Annotated in this window: 26 protein-coding genes; 15 read left to right on the top strand and 11 right to left on the bottom strand. The window is 71.0% G+C overall.

All coding sequences use genetic code 11. The annotated features are described in order from the left end of the window. Both OG917_RS07590 and OG917_RS07585 read right to left on the bottom strand, forming a co-directional pair. Positions 1-1410 carry a metallopeptidase TldD-related protein gene (locus OG917_RS07590; RefSeq protein WP_328316770.1) on the bottom strand — a complete coding sequence of 470 codons (1410 nt, stop codon included), beginning with the start codon at positions 1408-1410 and terminating at the stop codon, positions 1-3. Continuing rightward, positions 1407-2930 carry a TldD/PmbA family protein gene (locus OG917_RS07585; protein ID WP_328316769.1) on the bottom strand — a complete coding sequence of 508 codons (1524 nt, stop codon included), beginning with the start codon at positions 2928-2930 and terminating at the stop codon, positions 1407-1409. The genes OG917_RS07590 and OG917_RS07585 overlap by 4 nt, the downstream gene beginning before the upstream one ends. A gap of 185 nt (positions 2931-3115) precedes the next feature. On the opposite strand from OG917_RS07585, the gene fabG reads away from it, so the two are divergent. From fabG to OG917_RS07570, 3 genes are all read left to right on the top strand, one after another. Beyond that, positions 3116-3832, top strand: coding sequence for a 3-oxoacyl-[acyl-carrier-protein] reductase (gene fabG, locus OG917_RS07580; protein ID WP_328316768.1), 717 nt, complete (start codon positions 3116-3118; stop codon positions 3830-3832). A 4-nt stretch (positions 3833-3836) separates the two neighbouring features. Next, positions 3837-4604, top strand: a complete 768-nt coding sequence (gene fabI / locus OG917_RS07575) for an enoyl-ACP reductase FabI (protein WP_328316767.1) — start codon at positions 3837-3839, stop codon at positions 4602-4604. A 209-nt stretch (positions 4605-4813) separates the two neighbouring features. Then, the gene (locus OG917_RS07570) at positions 4814-5146 is read left to right on the top strand and encodes a hypothetical protein (RefSeq protein ID WP_328316766.1); all 333 of its coding nucleotides are present in this window, start codon (positions 4814-4816) and stop codon (positions 5144-5146) included. A gap of 6 nt (positions 5147-5152) precedes the next feature. Here the strand turns inward: OG917_RS07570 and OG917_RS07565 are convergent, their stop codons facing one another. Further along, positions 5153-5830, bottom strand: coding sequence for a FadR/GntR family transcriptional regulator (locus OG917_RS07565; RefSeq protein ID WP_328316765.1), 678 nt, complete (start codon positions 5828-5830; stop codon positions 5153-5155). 99 nt (positions 5831-5929) lie between these two features. Between OG917_RS07565 and OG917_RS07560 the strand changes: the two genes are divergently transcribed. From OG917_RS07560 to OG917_RS07545, 4 genes are all read left to right on the top strand, one after another. After that, the gene (locus OG917_RS07560; protein ID WP_328316764.1) at positions 5930-7231 is read left to right on the top strand and encodes a CynX/NimT family MFS transporter; all 1302 of its coding nucleotides are present in this window, start codon (positions 5930-5932) and stop codon (positions 7229-7231) included. Between the two features lie 17 nt (positions 7232-7248). After that, positions 7249-7365: an SGM_5486 family transporter-associated protein gene (locus OG917_RS07555; protein WP_327298391.1), complete on the top strand. Its 117-nt coding sequence runs from the start codon at positions 7249-7251 to the stop codon at positions 7363-7365. 196 nt (positions 7366-7561) lie between these two features. Further along, a complete protein-coding gene (locus OG917_RS07550) occupies positions 7562-7771 on the top strand; it encodes a hypothetical protein (protein WP_328316763.1) in 210 nt (69 codons plus the stop codon). 97 nt (positions 7772-7868) lie between these two features. Next, on the top strand, positions 7869-8411 hold the full coding sequence (locus OG917_RS07545; protein WP_328316762.1) for a SixA phosphatase family protein: 543 nt from the start codon (positions 7869-7871) through the stop codon (positions 8409-8411). 72 nt (positions 8412-8483) lie between these two features. Here the strand turns inward: OG917_RS07545 and serB are convergent, their stop codons facing one another. Beyond that, positions 8484-9713 carry a phosphoserine phosphatase SerB gene (gene serB / locus OG917_RS07540; protein ID WP_328316761.1) on the bottom strand — a complete coding sequence of 410 codons (1230 nt, stop codon included), beginning with the start codon at positions 9711-9713 and terminating at the stop codon, positions 8484-8486. A gap of 271 nt (positions 9714-9984) precedes the next feature. Here serB and OG917_RS07535 point away from each other — a divergent pair, with 271 nt between their 5' ends. Continuing rightward, positions 9985-12564: an ABC transporter ATP-binding protein/permease gene (locus OG917_RS07535; RefSeq protein WP_328316760.1), complete on the top strand. Its 2580-nt coding sequence runs from the start codon at positions 9985-9987 to the stop codon at positions 12562-12564. 107 nt (positions 12565-12671) lie between these two features. Here OG917_RS07535 and OG917_RS07530 read toward each other — a convergent pair whose 3' ends face one another. The 3 genes from OG917_RS07530 to OG917_RS07520 all read right to left on the bottom strand — a co-directional run bounded on the left by OG917_RS07530 (position 12672) and on the right by OG917_RS07520 (position 15468). Then, positions 12672-13418, bottom strand: coding sequence for a transglycosylase SLT domain-containing protein (locus OG917_RS07530; RefSeq protein ID WP_328316759.1), 747 nt, complete (start codon positions 13416-13418; stop codon positions 12672-12674). A gap of 263 nt (positions 13419-13681) precedes the next feature. Beyond that, the gene (locus tag OG917_RS07525) at positions 13682-14773 is read right to left on the bottom strand and encodes an S-adenosylmethionine:tRNA ribosyltransferase-isomerase (protein WP_328316758.1); all 1092 of its coding nucleotides are present in this window, start codon (positions 14771-14773) and stop codon (positions 13682-13684) included. Further along, entirely contained in the window at positions 14770-15468 is a 699-nt protein-coding gene (locus OG917_RS07520; protein ID WP_328316757.1) for an SDR family NAD(P)-dependent oxidoreductase, read from the bottom strand. The genes OG917_RS07525 and OG917_RS07520 overlap by 4 nt, the downstream gene beginning before the upstream one ends. A 210-nt stretch (positions 15469-15678) precedes the next feature. Here OG917_RS07520 and OG917_RS07515 point away from each other — a divergent pair, with 210 nt between their 5' ends. The 3 genes from OG917_RS07515 (at position 15679) to OG917_RS07505 (ending at position 17849) form a co-directional block, all read left to right on the top strand. Then, the gene (locus OG917_RS07515) at positions 15679-16824 is read left to right on the top strand and encodes a GAF domain-containing sensor histidine kinase (protein ID WP_328316756.1); all 1146 of its coding nucleotides are present in this window, start codon (positions 15679-15681) and stop codon (positions 16822-16824) included. Then, complete coding sequence (locus tag OG917_RS07510; protein ID WP_328316755.1) at positions 16817-17476, top strand: response regulator transcription factor; 660 nt, start codon at positions 16817-16819, stop codon at positions 17474-17476. The genes OG917_RS07515 and OG917_RS07510 overlap by 8 nt, the downstream gene beginning before the upstream one ends. A 133-nt stretch (positions 17477-17609) precedes the next feature. Beyond that, positions 17610-17849 (top strand): chaplin, encoded by a 240-nt coding sequence (locus tag OG917_RS07505; protein ID WP_328316754.1) that lies wholly within the window; start codon positions 17610-17612, stop codon positions 17847-17849. Positions 17850-17922: 73 nt separating this feature from the next. Here the strand turns inward: OG917_RS07505 and OG917_RS07500 are convergent, their stop codons facing one another. Continuing rightward, a complete protein-coding gene (locus OG917_RS07500; RefSeq protein WP_328316753.1) occupies positions 17923-18711 on the bottom strand; it encodes a hypothetical protein in 789 nt (262 codons plus the stop codon). A 122-nt stretch (positions 18712-18833) separates the two neighbouring features. Between OG917_RS07500 and OG917_RS07495 the strand changes: the two genes are divergently transcribed. From OG917_RS07495 to OG917_RS07485, 3 genes are all read left to right on the top strand, one after another. Beyond that, positions 18834-19631 (top strand): ABC transporter ATP-binding protein, encoded by a 798-nt coding sequence (locus tag OG917_RS07495; RefSeq protein WP_328316752.1) that lies wholly within the window; start codon positions 18834-18836, stop codon positions 19629-19631. A gap of 59 nt (positions 19632-19690) precedes the next feature. Beyond that, positions 19691-20119 carry an NfeD family protein gene (locus OG917_RS07490; RefSeq protein ID WP_328316751.1) on the top strand — a complete coding sequence of 143 codons (429 nt, stop codon included), beginning with the start codon at positions 19691-19693 and terminating at the stop codon, positions 20117-20119. Positions 20120-20201: 82 nt separating this feature from the next. Further along, complete coding sequence (locus OG917_RS07485; protein WP_328316750.1) at positions 20202-21146, top strand: SPFH domain-containing protein; 945 nt, start codon at positions 20202-20204, stop codon at positions 21144-21146. Positions 21147-21207: 61 nt separating this feature from the next. On the opposite strand, the gene OG917_RS07480 is transcribed toward OG917_RS07485, so the two are convergent. The 3 genes from OG917_RS07480 to OG917_RS07470 form a co-directional block, all read right to left on the bottom strand. Then, positions 21208-21711 (bottom strand): HNH endonuclease, encoded by a 504-nt coding sequence (locus OG917_RS07480; RefSeq protein ID WP_328316749.1) that lies wholly within the window; start codon positions 21709-21711, stop codon positions 21208-21210. A 141-nt stretch (positions 21712-21852) separates the two neighbouring features. Further along, a complete protein-coding gene (locus tag OG917_RS07475; protein WP_328316748.1) occupies positions 21853-22389 on the bottom strand; it encodes a YbhB/YbcL family Raf kinase inhibitor-like protein in 537 nt (178 codons plus the stop codon). A 41-nt stretch (positions 22390-22430) separates the two neighbouring features. Next, positions 22431-23213: a sporulation protein gene (locus OG917_RS07470; RefSeq protein WP_328316747.1), complete on the bottom strand. Its 783-nt coding sequence runs from the start codon at positions 23211-23213 to the stop codon at positions 22431-22433. A gap of 96 nt (positions 23214-23309) precedes the next feature. Between OG917_RS07470 and OG917_RS07465 the strand changes: the two genes are divergently transcribed. Continuing rightward, complete coding sequence (locus OG917_RS07465) at positions 23310-23951, top strand: DNA-3-methyladenine glycosylase (RefSeq protein WP_328316746.1); 642 nt, start codon at positions 23310-23312, stop codon at positions 23949-23951. Positions 23952-24063 lie beyond the last annotated feature (112 nt).

Below are 24063 nucleotides of genomic sequence, written 5' to 3'. Positions count from 1 at the left end.
TTATACGCCCTGGCTGACGGAACTCATATTGAAATCCGGGATGCGCAGCGCGGGCATCGCGGCACGGGTGAACCAGTCGCCCCACTCGCGCGGCAGTGTCCGCTCCGTCCGCCCGGCCTCGGTGGCCCGGGAGAGCAGATCGACCGGCGACTCGTTGAAGCGGAAGTTGTTCACCTCGCCCGTGACCTCGCCGTTCTCCACCAGATAGACGCCGTCCCTGGTCAGTCCGGTCAGCAGCAGGGTGGCCGGGTCGACCTCCCTGATGTACCAGAGGCAGGTCAGCAGCAGGGCGGGCCCGTCGTGCCCCGACGCGGCCACCATCTCTTCCAGGGTGCGGTCCCCGCCGCCGTCCAGGATCAGATTCCCGATGGCGGGAGCCACCGGCAGGCCGGTCAGCTCCGCGCTGTGCCGGGTGGTGACCAGGCGCTCCAGCCTGCCGTCGCGCACCCAGTCCGTGGGGGAGAGCGGCAACCCGTTGTCGAAGACCGACGAGTCGTCGCCCGAGGCGTGCGCGAGGACGAAGGGCGCCGATTCCAGACCGGGTTCGGCCGGGTCGCTGCGCAGGGTCAGCGGAAGCGGGGAGAGCAGATCGCCCAGCCGGGTCCCGCCGCCGGGCCGGGAGAAGACCGTACGGCCCTCCGCCGCGTCACGGGCGGCCGACGACCAGAACTGGTAGATCAGCAGATCGGCCACGGCGGTCGGCGGCAGCAGCGTCTCGTACCGCCCGGCGGGCAGCGAGACCCGCCGCTCGGCCCAGCGGAGCCGCTGCGCGAGCTCGGCGTCGAGCGCCGCCGGGTCGACGTCGGTGAAGTCACGGGTGGCCCGGCCCGCCCAGGCGGAGCGGGACCGGTCGGGGGACTTGGCGTTCAGCTCCAGCGTGCCGTTCGGCTGGTCGTGCCGCAGCCGCAGGCCGGTCGAGGTCCCGAGGTAGCTGGAGGTCATCTCGTGGCTGGCGAAGCCGTACAGCTCCCGCCCGCCGGCCCGCGCACGGGCGAAGGACTCGCCCAGCGCCGGCGCGAAGGCGTCGAAGACCGCGGGTGTCGTCTCGGCGGGCGCCCCGGTGAAACCGGGCGAGGCGGGCACCCCGGTGACCAGCGGCCGTGCGTCCTCGGCGGGGGAGCCCTCGCGGGCGGCGGCCTCCGCGGCCCGGACCAGCGGTTCGAGGTCACCGGCGGTCACCGCCGACCGCGAGACGACACCGGATGCGGTGCCTTCCTTGCCGTCGACCGTCGCGATGACGGTCAGGGTCCGGCCGCGGGTCACACCGTTAGTCGTCAGCGCGTTCCCGGCCCAGCGCAGATTGGCGCTCGAATGCTCGTCGGCGATGACGGCGCAGCCGTCTGCCTCGGACAGGGCGAGAGCCCGCTCGACGATCTCGTACGGCTTGCTGGTGCGGTTCGACGGGGTCATCGCCCGGCCTCCTGAGCAGTGTTCAAGATGTTGACGCCCCGGAAGAGGGCCGAAGGGCAGCCGTGCGAGACCGCGGCGACCTGCCCCGGCTGGGCCTTGCCGCAGTTGAAGGCGCCGCCCAGCACATACGTCTGCGGGCCGCCGGTCTTCTCCATCGAGCCCCAGAAGTCCGTGGTGGTCGCCTGGTACGCGACATCCCGCAGCTGCCCGGCCAGCCGGCCGTTCTCGATCCGGTAGAACCGCTGCCCGGTGAACTGGAAGTTGTAGCGCTGCATGTCGATCGACCACGACCGGTCGCCCACCACGTAGATTCCCCGCTCGACGCCCCCGATCAGGTCCTCGGTCGAGAGCCCGCCCGGTTCCGGCTGGAGCGACACATTGGCCATCCGCTGCACCGGCACATGCCCAGGCGAATCCGCGTACGCGCACCCGTTGGACCGGCCGAGCCCGGTCAGCTTCGCGATCCTGCGGTCCAGCTGGTACCCGACGAGGGTGCCTTCCCTGATCAGGTCCCAGGACTGTGCCTCGACGCCCTCGTCGTCGAACCCGACGGTGGCCAGACCGTGTTCGGCGGTCCTGTCGCCGGTCACGTTCATCACGGGGGAGCCGTACGCCAGCTTCCCGAGCTGGTCGAAGGTGGCGAAGGAGGTCCCGGCGTAGGCCGCCTCGTACCCGAGCGCCCGGTCGAGCTCGGTGGCGTGCCCGATCGACTCGTGGATGGTCAGCCAGAGGTTGGACGGATCGACGACCAGGTCGTAGGCGCCGGCCTCGACACCCGGCGCCCGCATCTTCTCGGCCAGCACCTCCGGGATCCGCTCCAGTTCGGCGTCCCAGTCCCAGCCCGTGCCGGTCAGGTACTCCCAGCCCCGCCCGGCCGGCGGCGCGATGGTGCGCATCGAGTCGAACTCACCGGTGGCCGCGTCCACCGCCACCGCGGTGAGCTGCGGGTGCAGCCTGACCCGCTGCTGGGTGGTGACGGTACCTGCGGTGTCCGCGTAGAACTTGTTCTCGAGGACGGTCATCAGCGAGGCGTCCGCGTGCGCGACGCCGTCCGCCCGCAGCAGCCGCGCCGACCAGTCGGCCAGCAGTGCGGTCTTCTCCTCGGCGGGTACGGAGAAGGGGTCGGTCTCGTACGAGGAGATCCAGGTCCGGTCCGCGTGCACCGGCTCGTCCGCCAGCTCCACCCTCTCGTCGGACCCGGCTGCCCTGATCACCTTGGCGGAGAGCTTCGCCATCGCGACCGCCTGCCCGGCCACCCGGGCCGCCGCGTCCATCGACAGGTCGACGCCGGAGGCGAACCCCCAGCTCCCGCCGTGCACGACCCGCACGGCGTACCCGAGGTCCGTCGTGTCCGCCGACCCGGCGGGGCGGGCGTCCCGCAGCCGCCAGGTAGCGCTGCGGACGCGTTCGAAACGGAAGTCGGCGTGGTCGGCACCGAGTGCGCGGGCCCGCGCGAGCGCCGCGTCGGCCAGGGCGCGCAGCGGCAGAGCCGTGAAGGCTGCGTCGATCGAATGTGGCACGGAGGTCTCCTGTCGTCACGACCGGTCGCTCGCATCATGTCGTGCGGACGGCTCCCGCTGCCAGATGCTTTCTGTAGGGACCCGACAGGCGCCGCCGCGTGGCGCTGTCGGAGGCCGATTCCTCCGAATCGGGGCAGGACCGATAGTTTGCGTGAGTACCACACAGCTATCGAAAGGGTGATCCGTTGAGCCGCTCGGTTCTCGTCACCGGAGGAAACCGGGGCATCGGGCTCGCTATCGCCCGTGCCTTCGCAGACGCAGGCGACAAGGTCGCGATCACGTACCGCTCCGGTGAGCCGGCAGCCCTTGCCGAACAGGGGTTCCTGGCCGTCAAGTGCGACATCACCGACACCGAGCAGGTGGAGCAGGCCTACAAGGAGATCGAGGAGAAGCACGGTCCCGTGGAGGTGCTGGTGGCCAACGCCGGTGTCACCAGGGACCAGTTGCTGATGCGGATGTCCGAGGACGACTTCACCGCCGTACTCGACACCAACCTCACCGGAACCTTCCGGGTCGTGAAGCGGGCCAACCGCGCGATGCTGCGGGCCAGGAAGGGCCGCGTCGTCCTCATCTCCTCGGTGGTCGGCCTGCTCGGCTCCGCGGGACAGGCCAACTACGCCGCGTCCAAGGCCGGACTGGTCGGCTTCGCACGCTCCCTCGCCCGGGAGCTCGGGTCCCGCAACATCACGTTCAACGTAGTCGCACCCGGTTTCGTCGACACCGACATGACCAAGGTGCTCACCGACGAGCAGCGCGCGGGCATCGTCTCGCAGGTGCCGCTCGGACGGTACGCGCAGCCGGAGGAGATCGCCGCTACGGTGCGGTTCCTCGCCTCCGACGACGCGTCGTACATCACTGGAGCCGTCATCCCCGTTGACGGCGGATTGGGCATGGGTCACTGATCACATGAGCGGAATTCTCGACGGCAAGCGCATCCTCGTCACGGGTGTGCTGATGGAGTCCTCCATCGCCTTCCACACCGCCAAGGTGGCCCAGGAGCAGGGCGCAGAGGTCATCCTCACCGCCTTCCCGCGGCCCACGCTCACCGAGCGCATCGCCAAGAAGCTGCCCAGGCCCGCCAAGGTCATCGAGCTGGACGTCACGAACACCGAGCACCTCGACCGGCTCGCGGACCTGGTCCGCGACGAGCTCGGCTCGCTCGACGGTGTCGTCCACTCCATCGGCTTCGCGCCGCAGGACGCGCTCGGCGGGAACTTCCTCAACACCCCGTTCGAGTCGGTCGCCACGGCGATGCACGTCTCGGCGTTCTCGCTGAAGTCGCTGGCCATGGCGTGCCTGCCGCTGATGAGCGAGGGCGGCTCGGTCGTCGGGCTCACCTTCGACGCCCAGTACGCGTGGCCGCAGTACGACTGGATGGGCCCCGCCAAGGCCGCGCTTGAGGCGACCTCCCGTTACCTCGCCCGGGACCTGGGCAAGCAGAACGTCCGCTGCAACCTGATCTCCGCGGGCCCGCTCGCCTCGATGGCCGCGAAGTCCATTCCGGGCTTCTCGGAGCTGGCGGACGTCTGGAACCACCGCTCGCCGCTCGCCTGGGACATGGCCGACCCCGAGCCGGCCGGCCGCGGTGTCGTCGCGCTGCTCTCGGACTTCTTCCCGAAGACGACCGGCGAGATCATCCACGTCGACGGCGGCGTGCACATGATGGGCGCCTGACCGCCCGCTCCGCCCCGGAGGCCGCGTGACCGCCGATGAGGCGGCGCGCGGCCTCCGTGCGTGCCGCCGCCCGGGATGCGGCGCCGGGCCCGTGGCGGGGCCCCGGACCACCGGGAGGCCGGCGGGCCCCGACTCGTGCGACGGGGCAAACCCCCGCAGACTGATCAGGCCGGGGCACAGCCCGGCTCTCCCGGGGAGGAGGCACGGGCATGCGTTCGATCCGCTACCGGACAGCGGTCCTGCTCGTGACCTCGGTCTCGGTCGCGGGGCTCACCGCCCCCACGAGCGGGCAGGCGCAGGCGGCGGCCCCCTTCGGCGCCGGATGCCTCATAGCCGTCAGCGGTTCGCACACGACGGCCACCTGTCACAACAGCTACGTGGTGACCGACCGGGTCTCCCTGCACATCGAGTGCGCCCGCTGGTGGGACATCGACACGGACAGCGCGCCGGTCGAGGTCGGGCCCGCCCGGAGCGTGCGGCTCACCGGCCGCTGCTGGAAGGGGATCGGCTCGGTCTGGGTGACGCACCGGCGGGCCGGCTGAGCCCTGTCAGGCCGGGTCGGCCAGGCAGGAGGTGAAGGCGTGGCTCGCCGCCTCGGCGGCCGCCAGGTCCGCGTCGCCGTTCCGGATCGCCTCGACCAGCCGGGTGTGGTCCATGTATCCCTCGGGCCGCAGCTCACGTCCCACATCGCCCCGGAGCCAGTGGCGGAGCAGGTCGCCGAGGTCGGCGTAGAGCTCGGTCAGTACGTCGTTGTGCGAGGCGTTCACGATCGCCAGGTGCAGCGTCGCATCGGCGGCCACGAACGCCTCGGCGTCCCCCGCCTCCCAGGTCCGCTCCCGTTCCGCGAGCAGCGCGGTCAGCTGCTTCACATCCCGCTCGGTACGCCGCTCCGCGGCCAGCCGGGCGGCCGAGGACTCCAGGGTGGACCGCAGCTCCGCGACGTGCCGGGGGTCGGAAGCGGCGAAACGGCGGTGCATCACGCCGGCCAGCTCACTGGTGGCGGCCACGTAGGTGCCGGAGCCCTGGCGGATGTCCAGCAGCCCGTTGTGCGCGAGGGCGCGCACCGCCTCCCTGACGGTGTTCCTGGCCACCCCCAGCTGCTCGACCAGTTCCGGCTCGGTCGGGATGCGTGAACCGACCGGCCACTCGCCCGAGGTGATCTGGTTCCGCAGTTCGGTGATCACCTGGTCGGCGAGTGCGGAACGGCGGGGAGAGTTCAGCGCCATGGTGCTCCTCGTTCGGGGTCGGGCGGCGGGGATTCCGGGTCGGGCGGCTGGGAGAAGGAGAGTGGACAACCAATCATCCCATGATTCTATGATGTCCTTATGTCAGTCGACGAGACGAAGATCCTCACCCCCGTGGCCGATTCGCCCACGGCCGAACCGCGCACCGCGGTGGACACCGCGCCCCCGCAGCCCGCCGCGTGGACCGTGAAACTGGTGATGGCCGGCATCGTTCTCGCCGCCGTCAATCTCCGGCCTGCCATCACCAGTCTCGGCGCGCTCCTCGAAGAGGTGCGGGACGGTCTCGGGATGAGCGGCAGCATCGCCGGTGTCCTCACCTCCGTACCGCCGCTCTGCTTCGCCGTCTTCGGCGTCATGGCACCCCGCCTCGCCCGCCGCTTCGGACCCGGCGCCGTCGTCTGCGCCGGCATGGTGGCGATCACCGCGGGTCTGGTGATCCGGCCCTTCGCGGGCGGCACGGCCGGCTTCCTGGCAGCCAGCGCACTCGCGCTGATGGGCATAGCCGTCAGCAACGTGCTGATGCCGGTGATCGTCAAGCGGTACTTCCCTGAGCGCGTCGGGACGATGACCGGCCTCTACTCGATGGCCCTCGCCCTGGGCACGGCCCTGGCCGCCGCCGTCACCGTGCCGCTGACCGGCGCACTCGGCGGCAGCTGGCGGCTGGGCCTCGGAGTGTGGGCGGGGCTGGCCGCCGTGGCCGTGCTGCCCTGGATCGCGCTGATCAAGGACCGCAGCACGACGGCGGCGAACGCCGCACACGCGGCCGGGACCGGGGGAGCCCCCGCCGCGCCGCAGGCTCCCGCGCGGCGGATCACCAGCAGCCGCACCGCGTGGGCTCTCGCCTGTTTCTTCGGCCTCCAGGCCACCGCCGCGTACATCACCATGGGATGGATGCCGCAGATCTTCCGCGACGCCGGGGTCTCGGCCGGTACGGCGGGGCTGCTGCTCGCCGTCACGATGGTGATGGGAGTGCCGCTGGCCTTCGTCATCCCGCGGCTGGCGAGCCGGATGAAGAACCAGGGCCCCATCGTCATCGCCCTCGGCTCCTGCGGCCTGGTCGGCTACGCCGGTCTCTATCTGGCCCCGTCCGGGGGCGCCTGGGCCTGGGCGCTGCTGCTGGGTATCTCCAACTGCTCCTTCCCGCTGGCCCTCACGATGATCGGCATGCGCTCCAGGAGCGGCGCCGGAGTGGTCAGGCTCTCCGCCTTCGCCCAGTCCACCGGCTATCTGATCTCCATCCCAGGGCCGCTGCTCGTCGGCGTCCTCTACCAGCACAGTGGCGGCTGGGGGCTGCCCATCGCGCTGATGGCCGGGCTGATGGTGCCGCAGATCGGCGCGGGAATCCTCGCAGGGCGGGACCGGACGATCGAGGACGAATCCTGAGATGCGAGACTGACGTCATGCCAGTGCTCGAACCGAATCCCCAGAACGGTCAGAAGAAGCTCCTGCTCGTGCTCGGAGCCATGCTCGCGGTCACGGTGATCGTCGCGATCATCGCCACGCTCGCGTCGCCCTGACCCGGAGCGCCGGTCCCGGGGTCCCGGGCCCCCGGCCGTGATCCGCGGCCGTGGCCCCGGCCCCGTGGTGGGGCTGGCACCACCGTCCCCTAGGGGGCCAGGGTCAGGGTGAAGTGGGTGGGTCACCGGATGGGACAGGGCCCGCACACTCCGTAGGTTCAGGTGCATCAGCCACCGCGAACCCATGGAGGCGGCCATGCCGGCCCGTCCGCACACCCCGCGCCCCCGCCACCCCGTGCAGAGCGGCATCGACATCCGGCTGCCCTGGTGGGCCATCGCCCTGCCCGCCCTCGCCTTCGCCGTCCTGCTGCTGCTGATCAGCGCGCCCGGCCAGGCTCACGCGGACAACGGCCGGGCCTCCGTCACCCGCGTGCTGGAGCGGATCGAGCAGAGCCTGCCGCGTTGAGGCCCCCGGCCACCGTGGCGGGGCCCTGTTCACTCGTGCCGGGGCAGCCTCCCAACACCCTGCGCCCGATGGTCCGATCCGTGCGAAGCTGGATTGTATGAGCGCCGTTGTGTCATCCGGGGAGACAGTCCCCGAGTCCCGCAGGATCGTCCTTCTCCGGCACGCGAAGGCCGACTGGCCCGAGGTGTCCGACCACGACCGGCCGCTCGCCGACCGCGGCCGGATGGACGCCGCGGCGGCCGGCAGCCGGCTCGCCTCCCACGGGTTCCCTCTCGACCTGGCCCTCTGCTCGACCGCGGTCAGGACACGGGAGACCTGGAAGCTGGCGGTCCAGGAGCTGCCTGACCGCCCCCGTACCGTCTACGAGGAGCGGCTGTACGAGGCGTCCCTCGGCGAACTGATCGCGCTGCTCAACGAGATCCCCGACGACGTCGGCAGTGTGCTGGTCATCGGCCACAACCCCGGTACGCACGCTCTCGCCGACGCCCTGTCGGGGCGCACCGAGGGCGACGCACTGCCCCGGATGAACCGCAGCGGGTACCCGACGGCGGGGATCGCCGTCATCGAGTTCACCGGCCCCTGGAAGTCCGTCGAGCACGGGGTCGGCACCCTGACGTCGTTCTGGTCGCCGCACGAGTAAGCAGCGCCGCCCCGCCCGCCGTACGCGGCACGGCCCCCGGCCCGCACCCGCAGGTGCCGGCCGGGGGCCGTGTCAGATCGCGTCGTCGACGAGGCCGTCCGCGGCCTCGACCTCTTCACGGGTGATGCCCAGCAGATAGAGCACGGTGTCCAGGAACGGCACGTTCACCGCCGTGTCGGCGGCCTTGCGGACGACGGGCTTGGCGTTGAACGCGACACCCAGGCCCGCCGTGTTGAGCATGTCCAGGTCGTTGGCACCGTCCCCGATGGCGACGGTCTGCGCCAGCGGGACACCCGCCTCACCGGCGAACCGCCTCAGCAGCCGCGCCTTGCCCGCGCGGTCCACGATCTCGCCGACGACCCGTCCGGTGAGCGTGCCGTCGACGATCTCCAGCGTGTTGGCCGCGGCGAAGTCGAGTCCGAGCCGCTCCTTGAGGTCGTCGGTGACCTGGGTGAACCCGCCGGACACGATGCCCACTTGGTAGCCGAGCCGCTTCAGCGTGCGGATCAGGGTGCGGGCGCCGGGCGTGAGCCGCACCTCGGACCGTACTTTGTCGACGACCGAGGCATCGAGCCCCGCGAGCAGCGCCACGCGGGCGTGCAGCGACTGCTCGAAGTCCAGCTCACCGCGCATCGCGCGCGCGGTCACCTCGGCGACCTCCTGCTCGCACCCCGCGTGTGCGGCGAAGAGCTCGATCACCTCGTCCTGGATGACCGTCGAGTCGACATCCATCACGACGAGCCGCTGGGCGCGGCGGTGCAGCCCCGCAGAGATCACGGCCACGTCCACCCCGAGCGCTGCGGCCTCGGTGGCGAGCGCCGTCCGCAGCGCCTCGGTCTCCACCCCGGACACCGCGAACTCCACTGCGGTCACCGGGTACTTGGCCAGCCGGAAGATACGGTCGATGTTGCCGCCGGTCGCGGTGATGCTGGCCGCTATGGCCGCGGTCGACTCGGCGGCCAGCGGATTCCCCAGCACGGTCACATGGGAACGCCCGCTGCCCCGGGGCCGGTTGTCGCCGGTCCCGGAGATGATCTCGGCCTCCAGCCTGAGGGACTCGGCCCAGCTGTGCACGGTCGCCCGCAGCTCGCCCTGGGCGTTGCCGCCGGGGCCGGGCGCGGTGACAAGGGCGCACAGCACGATCCGGCCACGGGTGACCACCTGTTCGATGTCGACGACGTCGACGGCGTAGGCGGCGAGGGTGTCGAAGAGACCTGCGGTGATGCCGGGGCGGTCCTTCCCGAAGATCTTGACGAGAAGGGTCGGGGAGTCCTCGTGGACTGGGGGCTGCGATGCGCTCATGGTGATCCCACCGTATAGGGCGCGGCCTCGCCGCAGGCAGCCCGTCCCGAGGACCGGACGCACGTGGCGGGGCCTGCCGGTGGGCCGGCCGCGGCAGCTCCCATATGTCCCGTACGTCGCCCGGACCTGTGCTCCTCCACTCCATTGGTACGCGGTCGTCACACAGCCCGGCTTCCCGATGCCTCTCTGTGCCTGAAATAGTTCCCCAGGATGTTCGCCATCCCTGGACTCCTGCAACGGGGTACCTCGGGGGACAATAAGTGGGGCTGGAGTGCAGGAACTCGTAGTTGAACTGAATGGCAGGATCTGGACGCTCGATCCGTCCAGGTCGTACGCCCTCGGCCGTGATCCGCAGGGAGACCTGCCGGTCGACGACGCCAGGGTCTCGTGGCGGCACGCCACCATCAGCTGGGGAGGCCATGGTTGGGTCATCGAGGACCAGGGCTCGACCAACGGCACCTATGTCCAGGGGCAGCGGATCCAGCAGCTGGAGATCGGCCCCGGCTCGGCGGTGCACCTCGGGAATGCGACCGACGGCCCGCTGCTGAACCTGTCGGCCGCCGCCGCGCCCAGCGCGGCTCAGGCGCCCGCAGCGGTACAGGCCCAGGCCCAGGCGCCCGCGCCACAAGCACACGCGCCACAAGCACACGCACCGCAGGCCCAGGCAGCGCAGGCGGCGTACGCCCCGCCCCAGCAGCAGGGGGCCCCGGCGGACTGGGCCCCGGCCCAGCAGCCGCCGCAGAACGCGGCCCCGCAGGGCTGGCAGCAGCCGCAGGGGCAGGTGCCCCAGCAGGGCGGCCCGGCCGGCGGGGGCGCGGGGGCCTCACCGGTCTACGGCGACCGCAGCCCGACCACCTTCCACCAGCTGTCCATGGGCCGGGTCATGCGCATCGGCCGTGCGCTGGAGAACGAGCTGGTCGTCTCCGACCTGCAGGTCTCGCGTCACCACGCCGAGTTCGTGGCGACACCGGACGGCCGTTTCGAGATCCGCGACCTCGGATCCCACAACGGCACGTATATCAACGGCCAGCCGATGGCCAAGTCCGGCACGGCCCTGATCGGCCCGAACGACATCGTCGGTGTCGGCCACTCCACTTTCAGGCTGGTCGGTGACCGCCTTGAGGAGTTCGTCGACACCGGTGAGGTCTCCTTCTCCGCCCGCCACCTCACGGTGACGGTCGACGAGGGCAAGGACATCCTCAAGGACGTCTCGTTCGGCGTCCCCGAGAAGTCGCTCATCGCGGTCATCGGACCGTCGGGCTCCGGGAAGTCCACGCTGCTGAAGGCGCTCACCGGCTACCGGCCCGCCAACCGCGGCGACGTCCTCTACGACAACAGGAACCTGTACAAGCAGTTCGCCGAGCTGCGCCAGCGCATCGGACTGGTCCCGCAGGACGACATCCTGCACAAGGAACTCACCGTCCGGAAGGCGCTGAAGTACGCGGCCAAACTGCGCTTCCCCGCGGACACCACCGAGGCCGAGCGCTCCTCGCGCATCGACGAGGTGCTGCGCGAGCTGAAGCTGGACATCCACAAGGAGAAGCGAGTCGCCTCCCTCTCCGGTGGCCAGCGCAAACGCGTGTCGGTCGCGCTCGAACTGCTGACCAAGCCCTCGCTGATCTTCCTTGACGAGCCGACGTCCGGCCTCGACCCGGGCATGGACCGCGATGTCATGCAGTTGCTGCGCGGGCTCGCCGACGACGGCCGTACGGTCCTCGTCGTCACCCACTCCGTGGCCGAGCTCGCCATCTGCGACAAGCTCCTGGTCATGGCGCCCGGCGGTTCGGTCGCGTACTTCGGACCGCCCGAGGAGGCGCTCAACTTCTTCGGCTACAGCAGCTGGGCCGATGTCTTCTCGGCCTTCGAGAACTACCGCGACTACGACTGGTCGGGGCGCTGGCGCGGTTCGCAGCACTACCAGATGTACGCGGCGGACATCGACGCCGCCGCCGTGCAGTCGTTCCAGATGCCGCCCGCCCAGTCCATGAAACCGCCGAAGCCGCAGGCCTGGGGCTCCCAGCTCTTCACCCTGATGAGGCGCTATGTGTCGGTGATCGTCTCCGACCGGGGCTTCATGGCGCTGTCCCTGCTGCTGCCCGCGGTGCTCGGTACGGTCGGCGCGCTGATCCCGACGGACTACGGACTGGGCTTCGGCCCGCCGAGCGGGCACCTCAGCAACGGCGACGGTGCGGTGATCCTGCTCATCATGGCGGTGGGGGCCTGCTTCGCCGGGGCGGCCAACTCCGTACGAGAGCTGATCAAGGAACGAGTGATCTACGAACGGGAGCGGGCCACCGGTCTGTCGCGTTCCGCCTATCTGATGTCCAAGGTGATCGTGCTCGGCCTGATCACCCTGGTGCAGGGCGCCATCATCGGCGGGATCGGCTTCGGGACGAAGACGGCCCCGGCCGACGGGCTGATCTTCTCGACCTCCACCCGGGTCGAGCTGACCCTGCCGATCATGGCGCTCGGGCTCACCTCGATGATGATCGGCCTGATCATCTCCTCGCTGGTGAAGACCTCCGAGAAGACCATGCCGCTCCTCGTCATGTTCGCCATCACGCAGGTCGTCTTCACCGGGTGCCTCTTCACCCTGAACGGCGCCGCCGGGATCAACCAGTTCTCGTTCCTGATGCCCGCCCGCTGGGCGGTGGCAGCGGCGGGCGCCACCGCGTCGCTGAACATCCTGCTGCCCAACAAGAAGAACCCCACCAGCACGGACCCGCTCTGGGACCACACCCTGGGCACCTGGGTGATGGACATGGGGATCCTGCTGGCCATCGGCGTCGTCTGCGGTGTCTTCGTGGCGCGGCTGCTGCGCCGCCACGAGCCCGAGGTCATGCGCAAGTAGACCCGGCGCGCAGGCCCCGGACCACGCCGAAGGGCGGCACCCGCAGTGGGGTGCCGCCCTTCGGCACGGTCCGGCGTTGCCCGACCGGGTACGTGCTCAGTGCCGGATCAGTAGGCGCTGTTGACGTTGTCGATCGAGCCGTAGTTCGCTGCGGCGTAGTTCGCCGCGGCGGTGATGTTGGCGACCGGGTCGTAGATGTTCGTCGACGTGCCGGCCACGTGGTACTGGTCGAACGTCGGCTGGATGGTCTGGAGCAGGCCCTTCGACGGGACGCCGTTCTGGGCGTTGATGTCCCAGTTGTTGATGGCCTGGGGGTTGCCGCCGGACTCGCGCATGATGTTGCGCTGCAGGCCGTCGTAGGAGCCGGGTATGCCCTTGGCCTTCATGATGTCCAGGGCCTGGCGGATCCAGCCGTCGAGGTTGTTCGCGTACAGGGTCGTGCGGGTCGCGGCGCGGCTGGCGGCCGTCTTGGCGGCACGCTCCTTGGCGGCGGCCTTGGCCTTCGCCGCGGCCTTCGCCTTGGCGGCGGCCTCGCTCCTGGCCTTCGCCTCGGCCTTCGCCTTGGCCTCTGCCTTCGCCTTGGCCGCGGCGGCCTTGGCCTTGGCCTTGGCGGCAGCGGCCTTGGCCGCCTTGTCGGCGTGGGCCTGCTGGGCGTGGAGCCCCGCCGCCACCGTCTTGGTCTGCGAGGCGAAGGCCACCGGGGCGGCGTCGACCGACGTGTGGGTCGTCTCGGCGGACGCGTTCCCGGGAACAAGCGTGAAGGCGACGGCTGCGGCGCCGACGGCGGCGATACCACCGATCGAGTACTTGTGGGTCTTGGTCAGCCGACGACGGCCGTGGCGGTTCTCGGTCATGCGGGCGTACCTCTTCGAATAGCGGAAGTCGCGAGCGCCGGGGGCGGCGGAACGCCCCGGGGGCGGCGACGGGAGCAATTCTTAGCGGCCGCAAAATCTTGTGGCAAAGGTGTGACGTACGATCCCGCTTAGTGGCGCAGGTGGGGTAAAGGAGGGCTGAGTGCCCGCGCGTACCCGGCCCAGGAGCCCCTTAAGCATCAACTAGAGAACCTCGTAAGTGACGTGGGTCCTATGTGCGGCGTCACACCGTTCGCACAGCGAATTCACAGTGCGTTGCTTGAGCAATGCGGAGTGTCAGGTTCCTCATGCGGAAGGATGAGGTGGACGTCCCCGAACTCGTGCCGGAGGTAGAGGGCGCGTACCGCTTCCGCGTAGCTGCGCTCCAGAGCACCCGGCCCCGCCACCGCCTCCAGCATCAGCAGGTGCGAGGCCCCGGGCTCGTGCAGCCCGGTCAGCAGCCCCTCCACCACCCGCACCCCCCGGCCGGGTGTGACGAGCAGATCCGGCCACCCCGACAGCGCCCGCACCACTTCGCAGGACCCGGCCGCGGTCTCCAGCGCGCGCACCGCGGTCGTCCCCACCGCCACGATCCGGCCGACGCCCGCCTTCGCCGCGTTCACCAGGCGTGCGGTGGCCGCCGACACCTCGAAGCGCTCGGGGTACGGGGTCTCGTCCGCCTCGGCCGACGCGACCCCGGTGTGCAGCACCACCGGCGCGAACTGGATCCCCCGGCTCACCAGCTCCGCGACCGGCCCGGCGGTGAAAGGCCGTGCGGCGCTCGGCATCTCCGCCGAACCCGCCCCGTCCGGCGCGTCCAGTGCGAGCACCGTCTGATGGGCGGAGAGCGGCTGGTCGCGCCGGATGTACGCGTACCGGATCGGGCGTCCGTGCCGCCCCAGCAGCTCCGGCCCACCGCCCGCCGACGGCCGCACCCACCACAACCGGTCCTCACCGGCGGCCGGCGGTTCGTCCCACACCAGAGTGACGCCGCCGGGCAGCCGTACCACGGACCCCGCGGGACCGCCCGCACACCGCCGGGTGCTCCCGCCCGGCACCGGCTCCCGCAGCTCCACCGCCCACCGGCCGTCGTCCCCGCGGGCGGAGAAGTGCACCACGACACGGCCCCCGGCGGCAGCGGTCCCGTCCACCGCGGCGGGCAGCGTCCGCGAGGTGTTCACCACCAGCACGTCCCCCGCCCTGAGCTGCCCCGGCAGCTCCCGGAAGGCGTGGTGGGAGACCGCCGCGCCGCGCGACACCATGAGCCTTACGTCGTCCCGCCCGCGCCCGCGCTCCTCGGCGGGCGCCGCCGCCGGCAGCACGCCCGGAACCCGCGCCGCCGGCCGCCGCCCGCTCATCGCGCCACACCCGTCAGCGAGGCGGCCGTGTACCGCCCGCCGGCCGGCCGCTCGTCGAGCAGCCGCAGGAACGCCGGGACCACCTCCGCGGGAGCGGGCCTGTCCTCCCTGTCACCGGGGACCGCGGCCGTGTACAGATCGGTCCGCATGTCACCCGGGTCCACCGCCCACACCCGCAGCTGCGGCTCCTCGGCGGCGAGCACCGCCGCCAGCTGATCCAGTGCGGCCTTCGGCGCCCCGTATCCGCCCCACGCCGGGTACGCCCCGACAGCGGCGTCCGAACTCACCGTGATCACCGCCCCCGAGCCGGCGGCCCGCAACAGCGGCAGCGCCTCCTGGACAAGACCGAGCGCGGCCACCACATTGGTCTCCAGCGCTGCCCGCAGCCCGTCGAGCGCCAGCTCCCCGAGGCGTACGAGCGGTTCGGCGCCCAGCGCGCTCGCGCTGCTGACCAGCAGATCGAGCCCTCCGAGCTCCCGCGCCGCCCCGATCAGCCGGCTCCGGTGCGCGGCGTCCGTGACATCCCCGCTCACCGCCACGACCCGGGTGCCGTGCTCCGCGAGGGCCCGCGCGGTCATCTCCAGCACCTCCCCGGTCCGCGCGCCGATCACCAGGTCCCAGCCCCGCTTCGCGAGCCCCTCCGTGAGCGCCCGCCCCAGCTCCTTCGAACCGCCCGTGATGACTGCTACCGCCATGACACGCCCCTCTTCCCGGTTTCCCGGCGCTCCGGTCGCGCCGGGCCACCAGCGCAGGAAGGCCCCCGCGCCCGGCGCCTCGTCCGCGGGTCGCAGGAGCGGTGGCAATTCGTCCCGGTCCGCACGGCCCGGTGACCTGGTCCCGATGGACCGGGCCGGTACCGTCCGCAGCCCGATACGGGCCGTCCCGGCCGCCGGTACGGTGTGGCCATGTCCCATCGACCCGCTTCGGGCCTGTCCGCGGTGAGCACCGCGCTGCTCGCCATGAGCAGGCACCTGGAGGTCCGCGACGTCCTCAAGACGATCGTGGCCTCGGCCCGTGAACTGCTGGACGCCGAATACGCCGCGCTAGGGGTCCCCGACGACCACGGCGGCTTCGCCCAGTTCGTGGTCGACGGAGTCAGCGACGCGCAGTGGAAGGCCATCGGCCCGCTCCCGCGCCAGCACGGCATCCTCGCCGCGATGCTGCACGACGAGAAGGCCCAGCGCCTCGACGACGTACGGGAGGACCCCCGCTTCGGCGGCTGGCCGTCCGCGCACCCAGACATGTCCGACTTCCTGGGCCTGCCCGTCCGCGACGGCGACGAGACGATCGCGGCCCTCTTCCTCGCCAACAAGCGGTGCACCGGGCCGGCCGGCCGCTGCGGATTCACCGAGGAGGACGAGGAACTGCTGACGATCCTCGCCCAGCACGCCGCCATCGCCCTCACCAACGCCCGTCTCCACGAGCGCAGCCGTGAACTGACCATCGCGGAGGAGCGCTCCCGGCTGGCGCACGAGCTCCACGACGCCGTCAGCCAGAAACTCTTCTCCCTGCGGCTGACCGCGCAGGCCGCCGCCGCCCTGGTCGACCGCGACCCGGCCCGTGCCAAGGACGAGCTCCAGCAGGTGGCCGGTCTCGCGGCGGAGGCAGCCGACGAACTCCGCGCCGCCGTCGTGGAACTGCGCCCCGCGGCTCTCGACGAGGACGGCCTGGTCCACACGCTGCGGACGCACATCCAGGTACTCGACCGGGCGCACGGCCCCCATGTCACCTTCCGGGGCGGGCCGGTGCGGGCGCTGCCCGCCGCTCAGGAGGAGGCGCTGCTGCGGGTGGCCCAGGAGGCGCTGCACAACGCCCTGCGCCACTCGGGCGCCGGACGGATCGATGTCGTACTGGACAGGCGCGGGCAGGGCGCTGTCCTGCGGGTCACCGACGACGGCGCCGGGTTCGAGCCCCCGGCCGTCCGGCGGGCCGGCCGGCACCTCGGCCTGGTCTCCATGCGGGACCGGGCGAGCGGTGTCGGCGGCAGGCTCACGGTGGAATCGGCGCCCGGCGAGGGTGCCACGATCGAGATGGAGGTGCCCGGTGGCTGACACCGCACCCAGGCCGAAGGCGGCCATCCGCGTCCTGCTCGTCGACGACCACCAGGTGGTCAGGCGCGGCCTGCGGACCTTCCTCGAAGTGCAGGACGACATCGAGGTCGTGGGCGAGGCACCGGACGGGCAGCAGGGGGTGGCCGCCGCCGAGGAGCTGCGCCCCGACATCGTCCTGATGGACATCAAGATGCCGGGCATGGACGGCATCGAGGCCCTGCGCAGGCTCAGGGAGCTGGCCAATCCGGCGCGCGTCCTGGTGGTCACCAGCTTCACCGAGCAGCGCACGGTGGTACCCGCCCTGCGCGCGGGCGCCTCGGGCTACGTGTACAAGGACGTCGACCCGGAGGCGCTGGCCGACGCGATCCGCTCGGTCCACGCCGGGCACGTCCTCCTCCAGCCCGAAGTGGCCGGGGCGCTCCTCTCGCAGGAGCCGGGCGGCGGCCAGGGGAGGGGCACCGTACTCACCGAGCGGGAACGCGAGGTGCTCGGGCTGATCGCCGACGGACGCTCCAACCGGGAGATCGCCCGGGCGCTGGTCCTCTCCGAGAAGACCGTCAAGACGCATGTCTCGAACATCCTCATGAAACTGGACCTCGCCGACCGGACCCAGGCGGCGCTCTGGGCGGTAAGGAACGGGGCGGCGGGCTGAGCGGACCGTCACATTCCGGTGTGAGATTCATACCGTCGGGTGTAAGTCACCCACATGGCGTATCCCGGCGGCCTCACCGCCGTTCTCCATGCGTGCTGCGGCGCCGGCCGCAGCCGACTAGGAGGATCCTGAAATGAAGAACCTGAAGAAGGCCGTCACCATCACCTTCGTCGCCGGTGGCGTTCTCGCCGCCGGAGCCGGCGCGGCCTCCGCCGCCTCGCACGCGGCGGGTGCGGCGACCAACTCGCCGGGCGTCGCCTCCGGCAACGTCGTGCAGGCCCCGGTGCACGTCCCGGTGAACCTGGTCGGCAACACCGTCTCCGTGATCGGTGTCCTCAACCCCGCCTTCGCCAACCACGGCATCAACGGCTGACCGGACGAAGGTCACCCGCAGACGGCCCCCCGGACGCACACGCGCCGGGGGGCCGTCAGCGGCGGGCGCCCTGTCAGCCGCGCCGCTCCTGCTCCTCCACATACGCGTTGTACGCCGCCACCTGCGCCCGCCTGGCCACCCGCTCCACCGGCCGCAGCGCCTCTCCCCGCGCGGACATCTCCGACGCGCTCACCGCACCGCCCGGCCCGTGCTCGTACGCCACCGAGACCAGCAGTCCCACTCGCCGGGCCAGTTCGAGCACCCGGATGGCGCGTGCCGGATACCCCGGTGCGAGCAGCTCGCCCGGGCCGGCCTCCGCCCGGGCCCGGTAGGCGTCGATGGCCGCCTCAGCGGCCGGCCCGCCGCCCGCCACATCGAGACCCGAGAGCACCGCGGTCGCCTCCCGCAGCGCCTCCGCGAGCTCCCGTTCCGCCTCGCCGAGCGAGGGCACATCGGCCGGCGGTGCCTCGCGGACCGGCAGGCAGTGCCAGACCACCTCCCGGTGCAGATCCCCCTCGGGACCCGCTTCGTACAGCTCAGGGACCAGCCCCAGCGGTACCCCGAAGGCGGTGACCGCCTCCGCCGCCTCCAGCGCCCGCGCGTTGAATTCCGGCGGTCCGCTGAGGCCGAGCGGATGCCCCGCTGTGGGCATCGCCACCCGGAAGCCCGTCGCGCCGAGACCCCTCAGCCGGCCCAGCGCCAGCGTGAGCCCGACAGGCCCCGCCTCCCCCGGCAGCCCCTCCACCCGGTGCACCGCGTCCTCTCCCACGATGGCGAGCGCGGCGTCATCCGGCGATACAATTCCGGCCAAAAGGGCATTTCCCCATGAGGCCAGCCGTCCTGAGCGTGGTTCCGTGAACATGGACCCAGCCTAGGGACTGGACCTCGGCACGGGGCCGCTTGCCCGGTGGCGTAGGTTTTCCCTGGGAGCTGCGCCCACAGGCGCACGCGTGAACCGAGACTGCATGGGGAGACAACGCGCTCATGAGCGATGTACTGGAGCTGCTGGACGTATCGGTGGTCCGCGACGGACGTGCTCTGGTGGAAGACGTCTCCTGGGCGGTGAAGGAGGGGGAGCGCTGGGTCATCCTCGGCCCCAACGGCGCGGGCAAGACCACCCTCCTCAACATCGCGTCCAGCTACCTCTTCCCGACGACCGGCAGTGCGTCGATCCTCGGTGAGCAGCTCGGCAAGCCCGGCACCGACGTCTTCGAGCTCCGCCCCCGCATCGGCATGGCCGGCGCCGCCATGGCCGAGAAGATGCCCAAGCGCCAGACCGTCCTGCAGGTGGTGCTCACCGCCGCCTACGGCATGACCGCCACCTGGAACGAGGACTACGAGGAGGTCGACGAGCAGCGCGCCCGCGCCTTCCTCGACCGGCTGGGCATGACCGAGTTCCTGGACCGCAAGTTCGGCACGCTCTCCGAGGGCGAGCGCAAGCGCACCCTGATCGCCCGCGCGATGATGACCGACCCCGAACTGCTCCTCCTCGACGAGCCCGCCGCCGGTCTCGACCTCGGTGGCCGCGAGGACCTCGTACGCCGTCTCGGCCGGCTCGCCAAGGACCCGTACGCGCCCTCGATGGTGATGGTGACCCACCACGTCGAGGAGATCGCCCCGGGCTTCACGCACGTCCTGATGATCCGTCAGGGCAAGGTGCTCGCCGCCGGACCGATGGAGACCGAGCTGTCCTCCCGCAACCTCTCCCTCTGCTTCGGGCTCCCGCTCGTCGTCGAACAGCGGGGAAACCGCTGGACCGCGCAGGGCCTTCCGCTCGGCTGACCGGTTCCGCACCCCTTGCGCCCTGTCCCCGGAGGGGACTGCCGCCCTACCATGGCCCCGTGGACATCGAGGCATGGGTGTGGTGGCTGATCGGGGCGGCAGGGCTGGGAATCCCGCTCGTCGTCACCACCATGCCGGAATTCGGGATGCTGGCCGCCGGGGCGGTCGCCGCATCGGTCGTCGCCGCCCTCGGCGCGGGCCCGGTGGCCCAGGTCCTCGTCTTCGTGATCGTGTCCGTCGCGCTCATCGCGGTCGTACGCCCCATCGCGAACCGGCACCGGTCCCAGCGGCCCGAACTGGCCACCGGCATCGATGCGCTGAAAGGCCGTCAGGCCGTCGTCCTGGAAAGGGTCGACGGCAGCGGGGGCCGTATCAAGCTGGCCGGAGAGGTCTGGTCGGCGCGCTCACTCGACGGCGACACCAGTTACCAGCCAGGTCAGCAGGTCGACGTCGTGGAGATCGACGGCGCGACAGCCGTAGTCCTGTGACAGAACCTCACACACGGCAGACCGCGGTCTGCGAAAATCGATCATCGCGAACTGCCGGCAATCGAAGGGCACGGGGAGCACGATGCCATCCGTCATCATCGTTCTGATCATTCTGGTGGTGCTGGTCTTCATCGCCCTGATCAAAACGATCCAGGTGATCCCACAGGCCAGCGCCGCCATCGTCGAACGCTTCGGCCGCTACACACGCACGCTCAACGCCGGGCTGAACATCGTCGTCCCGTTCATCGACTCGATCCGCAACCGGATCGACCTCCGGGAACAGGTCGTGCCCTTCCCGCCGCAGCCGGTGATCACCCAGGACAACCTGGTCGTCAACATCGACACGGTCATCTATTACCAGGTGACCGACGCGCGCGCAGCGACCTACGAAGTGGCCAGCTACATCCAGGCGATCGAGCAGCTCACCGTCACCACCCTCCGCAACATCATCGGCGGCATGGACCTGGAGCGGACCCTGACCTCCCGCGAGGAGATCAACGCGGCGCTGCGCGGTGTGCTCGACGAAGCCACCGGCAAGTGGGGCATCCGCGTCAACCGCGTCGAACTCAAGGCCATCGAGCCGCCGACCTCCATCCAGGACTCGATGGAGAAGCAGATGCGCGCCGACCGTGACAAGCGCGCCGCGATCCTCCAGGCCGAAGGCGTCCGGCAGTCCGAAATCCTGCGCGCCGAAGGTGAGAAGCAGTCCGCCATCCTGCGCGCCGAAGGTGAGGCCAAGGCGTCGGCGCTGCGCGCGGAGGGTGAGGCCCAGGCCATCCGTACGGTCTTCGAGTCGATCCACGCGGGCGACGCCGACCAGAAGCTGCTCGCCTACCAGTACCTCCAGATGCTCCCCAAGATCGCCGAGGGCGATGCCAACAAGCTCTGGATCGTGCCGAGCGAGATCGGCGACGCGCTCAAGGGACTCAGCGGAGCCTTCGGGAACCTCGGCGAGAACGTGCCCGGCTTCAACACCGCCAAGGAGCAGCAGCCCGCGCCGCCCGCGGCCAGGCGCCCCTCGGAGTGACGGAGAAGCCCGCCCCGCCGGGGCGGGCTTCGACGCCCAAGGGCAGCGGAGTGCCCGCCGGCTACGCGGTCTGCGGGAGCCAGCCGGGCAGTGCCTCCCGGTCGCCGACACCGAGAGCGAGCATCATCGCGTCGGCCGGGGTCGGCACGAACGGCTTGCGCAGCAGGGGCATCCCGGCCTGGTCCGGGGTACGGGCCGCTTTCCGGTGGTTGTCCTCCGCACAGGAGGCGACGGTATTCAGCCAGGTGTCCTGGCCGCCCTGAGCACGCGGCACCACGTGGTCGACGGTGGTCGCCCGACGTCCGCAGTACGCGCACCGGTGCTGGTCCCTGACCAGCACCCCCCGTCTCGACCACGGTGCCTGTCTTCGGAACGGGACCCGGACGTAGCGGCAGAGCCTGATCACCCGGGGCACCGGGAGTTCCACGGCGGCCGCACGCACCCGCAGACCAGGATGGGCCTGCTCCACCACGGCCTTGTCCTGGAGCACCAGCACCACCGCGCGGTTGAGCGTCACCGTCGACAGCGGTTCGAAGCTGGCGTTCAGTACCAATGTGTCCCGCATGGTGCCCACCTCCGTGTGCCGGCCCACCCCCTGGCGGGCTGGGATCAACTCTGGCCGGGCACGCCACGATGGACAACGCAATAAAAAAGGCCCTGCCCTGATCTCTCCAAGACCAGGGCAGGGCAAACAACCGGGCGCGGTTCAGCTTTCGGCGGGAGCCGCGTACTCCGCGACGAGCTGGGCGCGTGCCAGCGTGTGGAAACGCAGATTGAAGCCGACCGCGGCCGGCGGCGTGTCCGAGTCGATACCGAGCTGCGCGGTGTCCACCGCGTACACGGTGAAGACATAGCGGTGGTTCTCACCGGCCGGCGGCGCGGCGCCCCCGAACTCCTTCGCACCGTAGTCGTTCCGCGCCTGGACCGCGCCGGGCGGCAGCCCCTTGGACGCGCCACTGCCCGCGCCCGCCGGGAGCCCGGTCACCGACGCCGGGATGTCGAACAGCGACCAGTGCCAGAACCCGCTGCCCGTGGGCGCGTCGGGGTCGAAGCAGGTCACGGCGAAGCTCCTGGTCTCCGGCGGGAATCCCTCCCACCGCAGCTGCGGCGAGGTGTTCCCCGCCGCGTACACCTGAGCGTCCTTCAATACCGACCCCGGCGCGATGTCCTCGCTCACCACGGTGAACGAGGGCACCGGCGGATGGAAATCATGGGGGAGCGGCGGCTTGCTGAGCCCGGTCACGACGGCACCTCCTGCATCGGCTGTCAGTTCCGCCTCCGACCCTAGAGCCAGTTCCGCCTGCCACCCACATCGGCCATCCACTGATGGAGGAAACCCGTCCAGTCGGTCTCCTGGAAATCGTGCAGCCCCACCTGGAACGCCCGGTACGAGTCGCTGCCCTCGCTGAAGAGGCCCGCCTTCTTGTCCATTTCCAGTATCACGTCCATCTCACGGTCATCCGTGACGAAGGTCAGCTCGACCTGATTGAGCCCGCGGTACTGCTCCGGCGGCGCGAACTCGATCTCCTGGTAGAAGGGGAGCAGCTGGCGCGTGCCGCGGATGTGCCCCCGCTCCAGGTCGGCGCTCATGAAGCGGAAGCCGAGCGTGCCGAAGGCGTCGAGGATGGCCTGCTGAGCCGGGAGCGGGTGCACCTGAACGGGGTCCAGGTCCCCGGAGTCCAGCGCACGCGCGATCTCCAGCTGGGTCGTCACCCCGATGTGCATACCGGGAAGCGGCCGCCCCGCAAGCGTGGTGATCGGGGTCTCCCAGGGAATTTCGAGCCCGAACGGCACCACGTGCAGATCGCCCGCCGCGATGGCCAGTTCCCCGCCGAGACGCAGTTCGGTGAACTCGATGTCCTGCTTGATCTCGTGGTCGCCGCCCTCGGTCTCCACCCGCCCCTGGAGCCCCACCGAGAGCCCCTCGATCCGCTGGTCGACGGCGCCGCCCCGGATCCGCACCTCGCCCTGGACCACACCGCCCGGTACGACGTTCACCTCGGCCAGTTCGGTCTCCACCGAAGCGCCGCCGGCCCCCAAGCTCGCGAGCAGTCTCCTGAACCCCATTGCCCACTCCCTCCCTGTTCCTTGTTGATCTTGCCCCCCATACATACGCGTCCACGCCCGGCGACCGCCAGTCGGTCCCCAGTACGCTCGTACGGCATGAAGGCAAGCCCGGACCGCAAGCCCCTGCCCCGCCACTTCTTCGCGCGCTCGGTACTGGAGGTGGCCCCGGATCTGCTGGGCCGCGTCCTGGTCCGCCGTACGCCGGAGGGGCCCATGGAACTACGGCTCACCGAAGTGGAGGCCTACGCGGGGGAGGCCGACCCGGGCTCCCATGCCTACCGGGGCCGCACCGCTCGTAACGACGTCATGTTCGGCCCGCCCGGACATGTGTACGTCTACTTCACCTACGGCATGTGGCACTGCATGAATCTGGTCTGCGGCCCCGAGGGCAGCGCGAGCGGGGTACTGCTCCGCGGGGGAGAGGTGACCGAGGGCGCAGCGCTGGCACGCTCCCGCCGCCCCGCGGCCCGGAACGACAGGGAGCTGGCCAGGGGCCCGGCCCGGCTGGCGACCGGTCTCGATGTCGACCGGTCGCTCAACGGCGCGGACGTCTGCGCGCCGGGTGAGAGCCCGGTGACGCTCCTCGCCGGCACGCCGCCCCAACCCGGGCAGGTACGCAGCGGCCCCCGCACGGGAGTTGGCGGAGAGGGCGCCCACCAGCCGTGGCGCTTCTGGATCGATGGCGATCCCACGGTCAGTCCGTACCGGGCGCACGTTCCGCGCAAGAGGCGGGCTTGACTCGGCCGGTACGGACCCCTAATGTAGTCCGAGCCGCTTGACACGGTGACTGCTATCGGAACAGCCCATCGGGCCGAACCTGAGCAGCCCGAAGCGGCCAACCACTACCTAC

It is taken from the genome of Streptomyces sp. NBC_00388 (genome assembly GCF_036061255.1).
Classification (GTDB): domain Bacteria; phylum Actinomycetota; class Actinomycetes; order Streptomycetales; family Streptomycetaceae; genus Streptomyces.
This window is presented reverse-complemented; position numbering and strand designations above follow the sequence as displayed.

Excerpts from the sequence above, each read along its gene's own strand:
- OG917_RS07505 (WP_328316754.1), top strand. The coding sequence starts at position 17,610 with ATGAAGAACCTGAAGAAGGCCGTCACCATCACCTTCGTCGCCGGTGGC.
- OG917_RS07560 (WP_328316764.1), top strand. The coding sequence starts at position 5,930 with ATGTCAGTCGACGAGACGAAGATCCTCACCCCCGTGGCCGATTCGCCC.
- fabI (WP_328316767.1), top strand. The coding sequence starts at position 3,837 with ATGAGCGGAATTCTCGACGGCAAGCGCATCCTCGTCACGGGTGTGCTG.
- OG917_RS07480 (WP_328316749.1), bottom strand. The coding sequence starts at position 21,711 with ATGCGGGACACATTGGTACTGAACGCCAGCTTCGAACCGCTGTCGACG.
- OG917_RS07500 (WP_328316753.1), bottom strand. The coding sequence starts at position 18,711 with ATGTTCACGGAACCACGCTCAGGACGGCTGGCCTCATGGGGAAATGCC.
- OG917_RS07525 (WP_328316758.1), bottom strand. The coding sequence starts at position 14,773 with ATGAGCGGGCGGCGGCCGGCGGCGCGGGTTCCGGGCGTGCTGCCGGCG.
- OG917_RS07515 (WP_328316756.1), top strand. The coding sequence starts at position 15,679 with ATGTCCCATCGACCCGCTTCGGGCCTGTCCGCGGTGAGCACCGCGCTG.
- OG917_RS07545 (WP_328316762.1), top strand. The coding sequence starts at position 7,869 with ATGAGCGCCGTTGTGTCATCCGGGGAGACAGTCCCCGAGTCCCGCAGG.
- OG917_RS07520 (WP_328316757.1), bottom strand. The coding sequence starts at position 15,468 with ATGGCGGTAGCAGTCATCACGGGCGGTTCGAAGGAGCTGGGGCGGGCG.
- OG917_RS07495 (WP_328316752.1), top strand. The coding sequence starts at position 18,834 with ATGAGCGATGTACTGGAGCTGCTGGACGTATCGGTGGTCCGCGACGGA.
- OG917_RS07530 (WP_328316759.1), bottom strand. The coding sequence starts at position 13,418 with ATGACCGAGAACCGCCACGGCCGTCGTCGGCTGACCAAGACCCACAAG.
- OG917_RS07465 (WP_328316746.1), top strand. The coding sequence starts at position 23,310 with ATGAAGGCAAGCCCGGACCGCAAGCCCCTGCCCCGCCACTTCTTCGCG.
- serB (WP_328316761.1), bottom strand. The coding sequence starts at position 9,713 with ATGAGCGCATCGCAGCCCCCAGTCCACGAGGACTCCCCGACCCTTCTC.
- OG917_RS07555 (WP_327298391.1), top strand. The coding sequence starts at position 7,249 with ATGCCAGTGCTCGAACCGAATCCCCAGAACGGTCAGAAGAAGCTCCTG.
- OG917_RS07485 (WP_328316750.1), top strand. The coding sequence starts at position 20,202 with ATGCCATCCGTCATCATCGTTCTGATCATTCTGGTGGTGCTGGTCTTC.
- OG917_RS07570 (WP_328316766.1), top strand. The coding sequence starts at position 4,814 with ATGCGTTCGATCCGCTACCGGACAGCGGTCCTGCTCGTGACCTCGGTC.
- OG917_RS07550 (WP_328316763.1), top strand. The coding sequence starts at position 7,562 with ATGCCGGCCCGTCCGCACACCCCGCGCCCCCGCCACCCCGTGCAGAGC.
- OG917_RS07470 (WP_328316747.1), bottom strand. The coding sequence starts at position 23,213 with ATGGGGTTCAGGAGACTGCTCGCGAGCTTGGGGGCCGGCGGCGCTTCG.
- OG917_RS07565 (WP_328316765.1), bottom strand. The coding sequence starts at position 5,830 with ATGGCGCTGAACTCTCCCCGCCGTTCCGCACTCGCCGACCAGGTGATC.
- OG917_RS07590 (WP_328316770.1), bottom strand. The coding sequence starts at position 1,410 with ATGACCCCGTCGAACCGCACCAGCAAGCCGTACGAGATCGTCGAGCGG.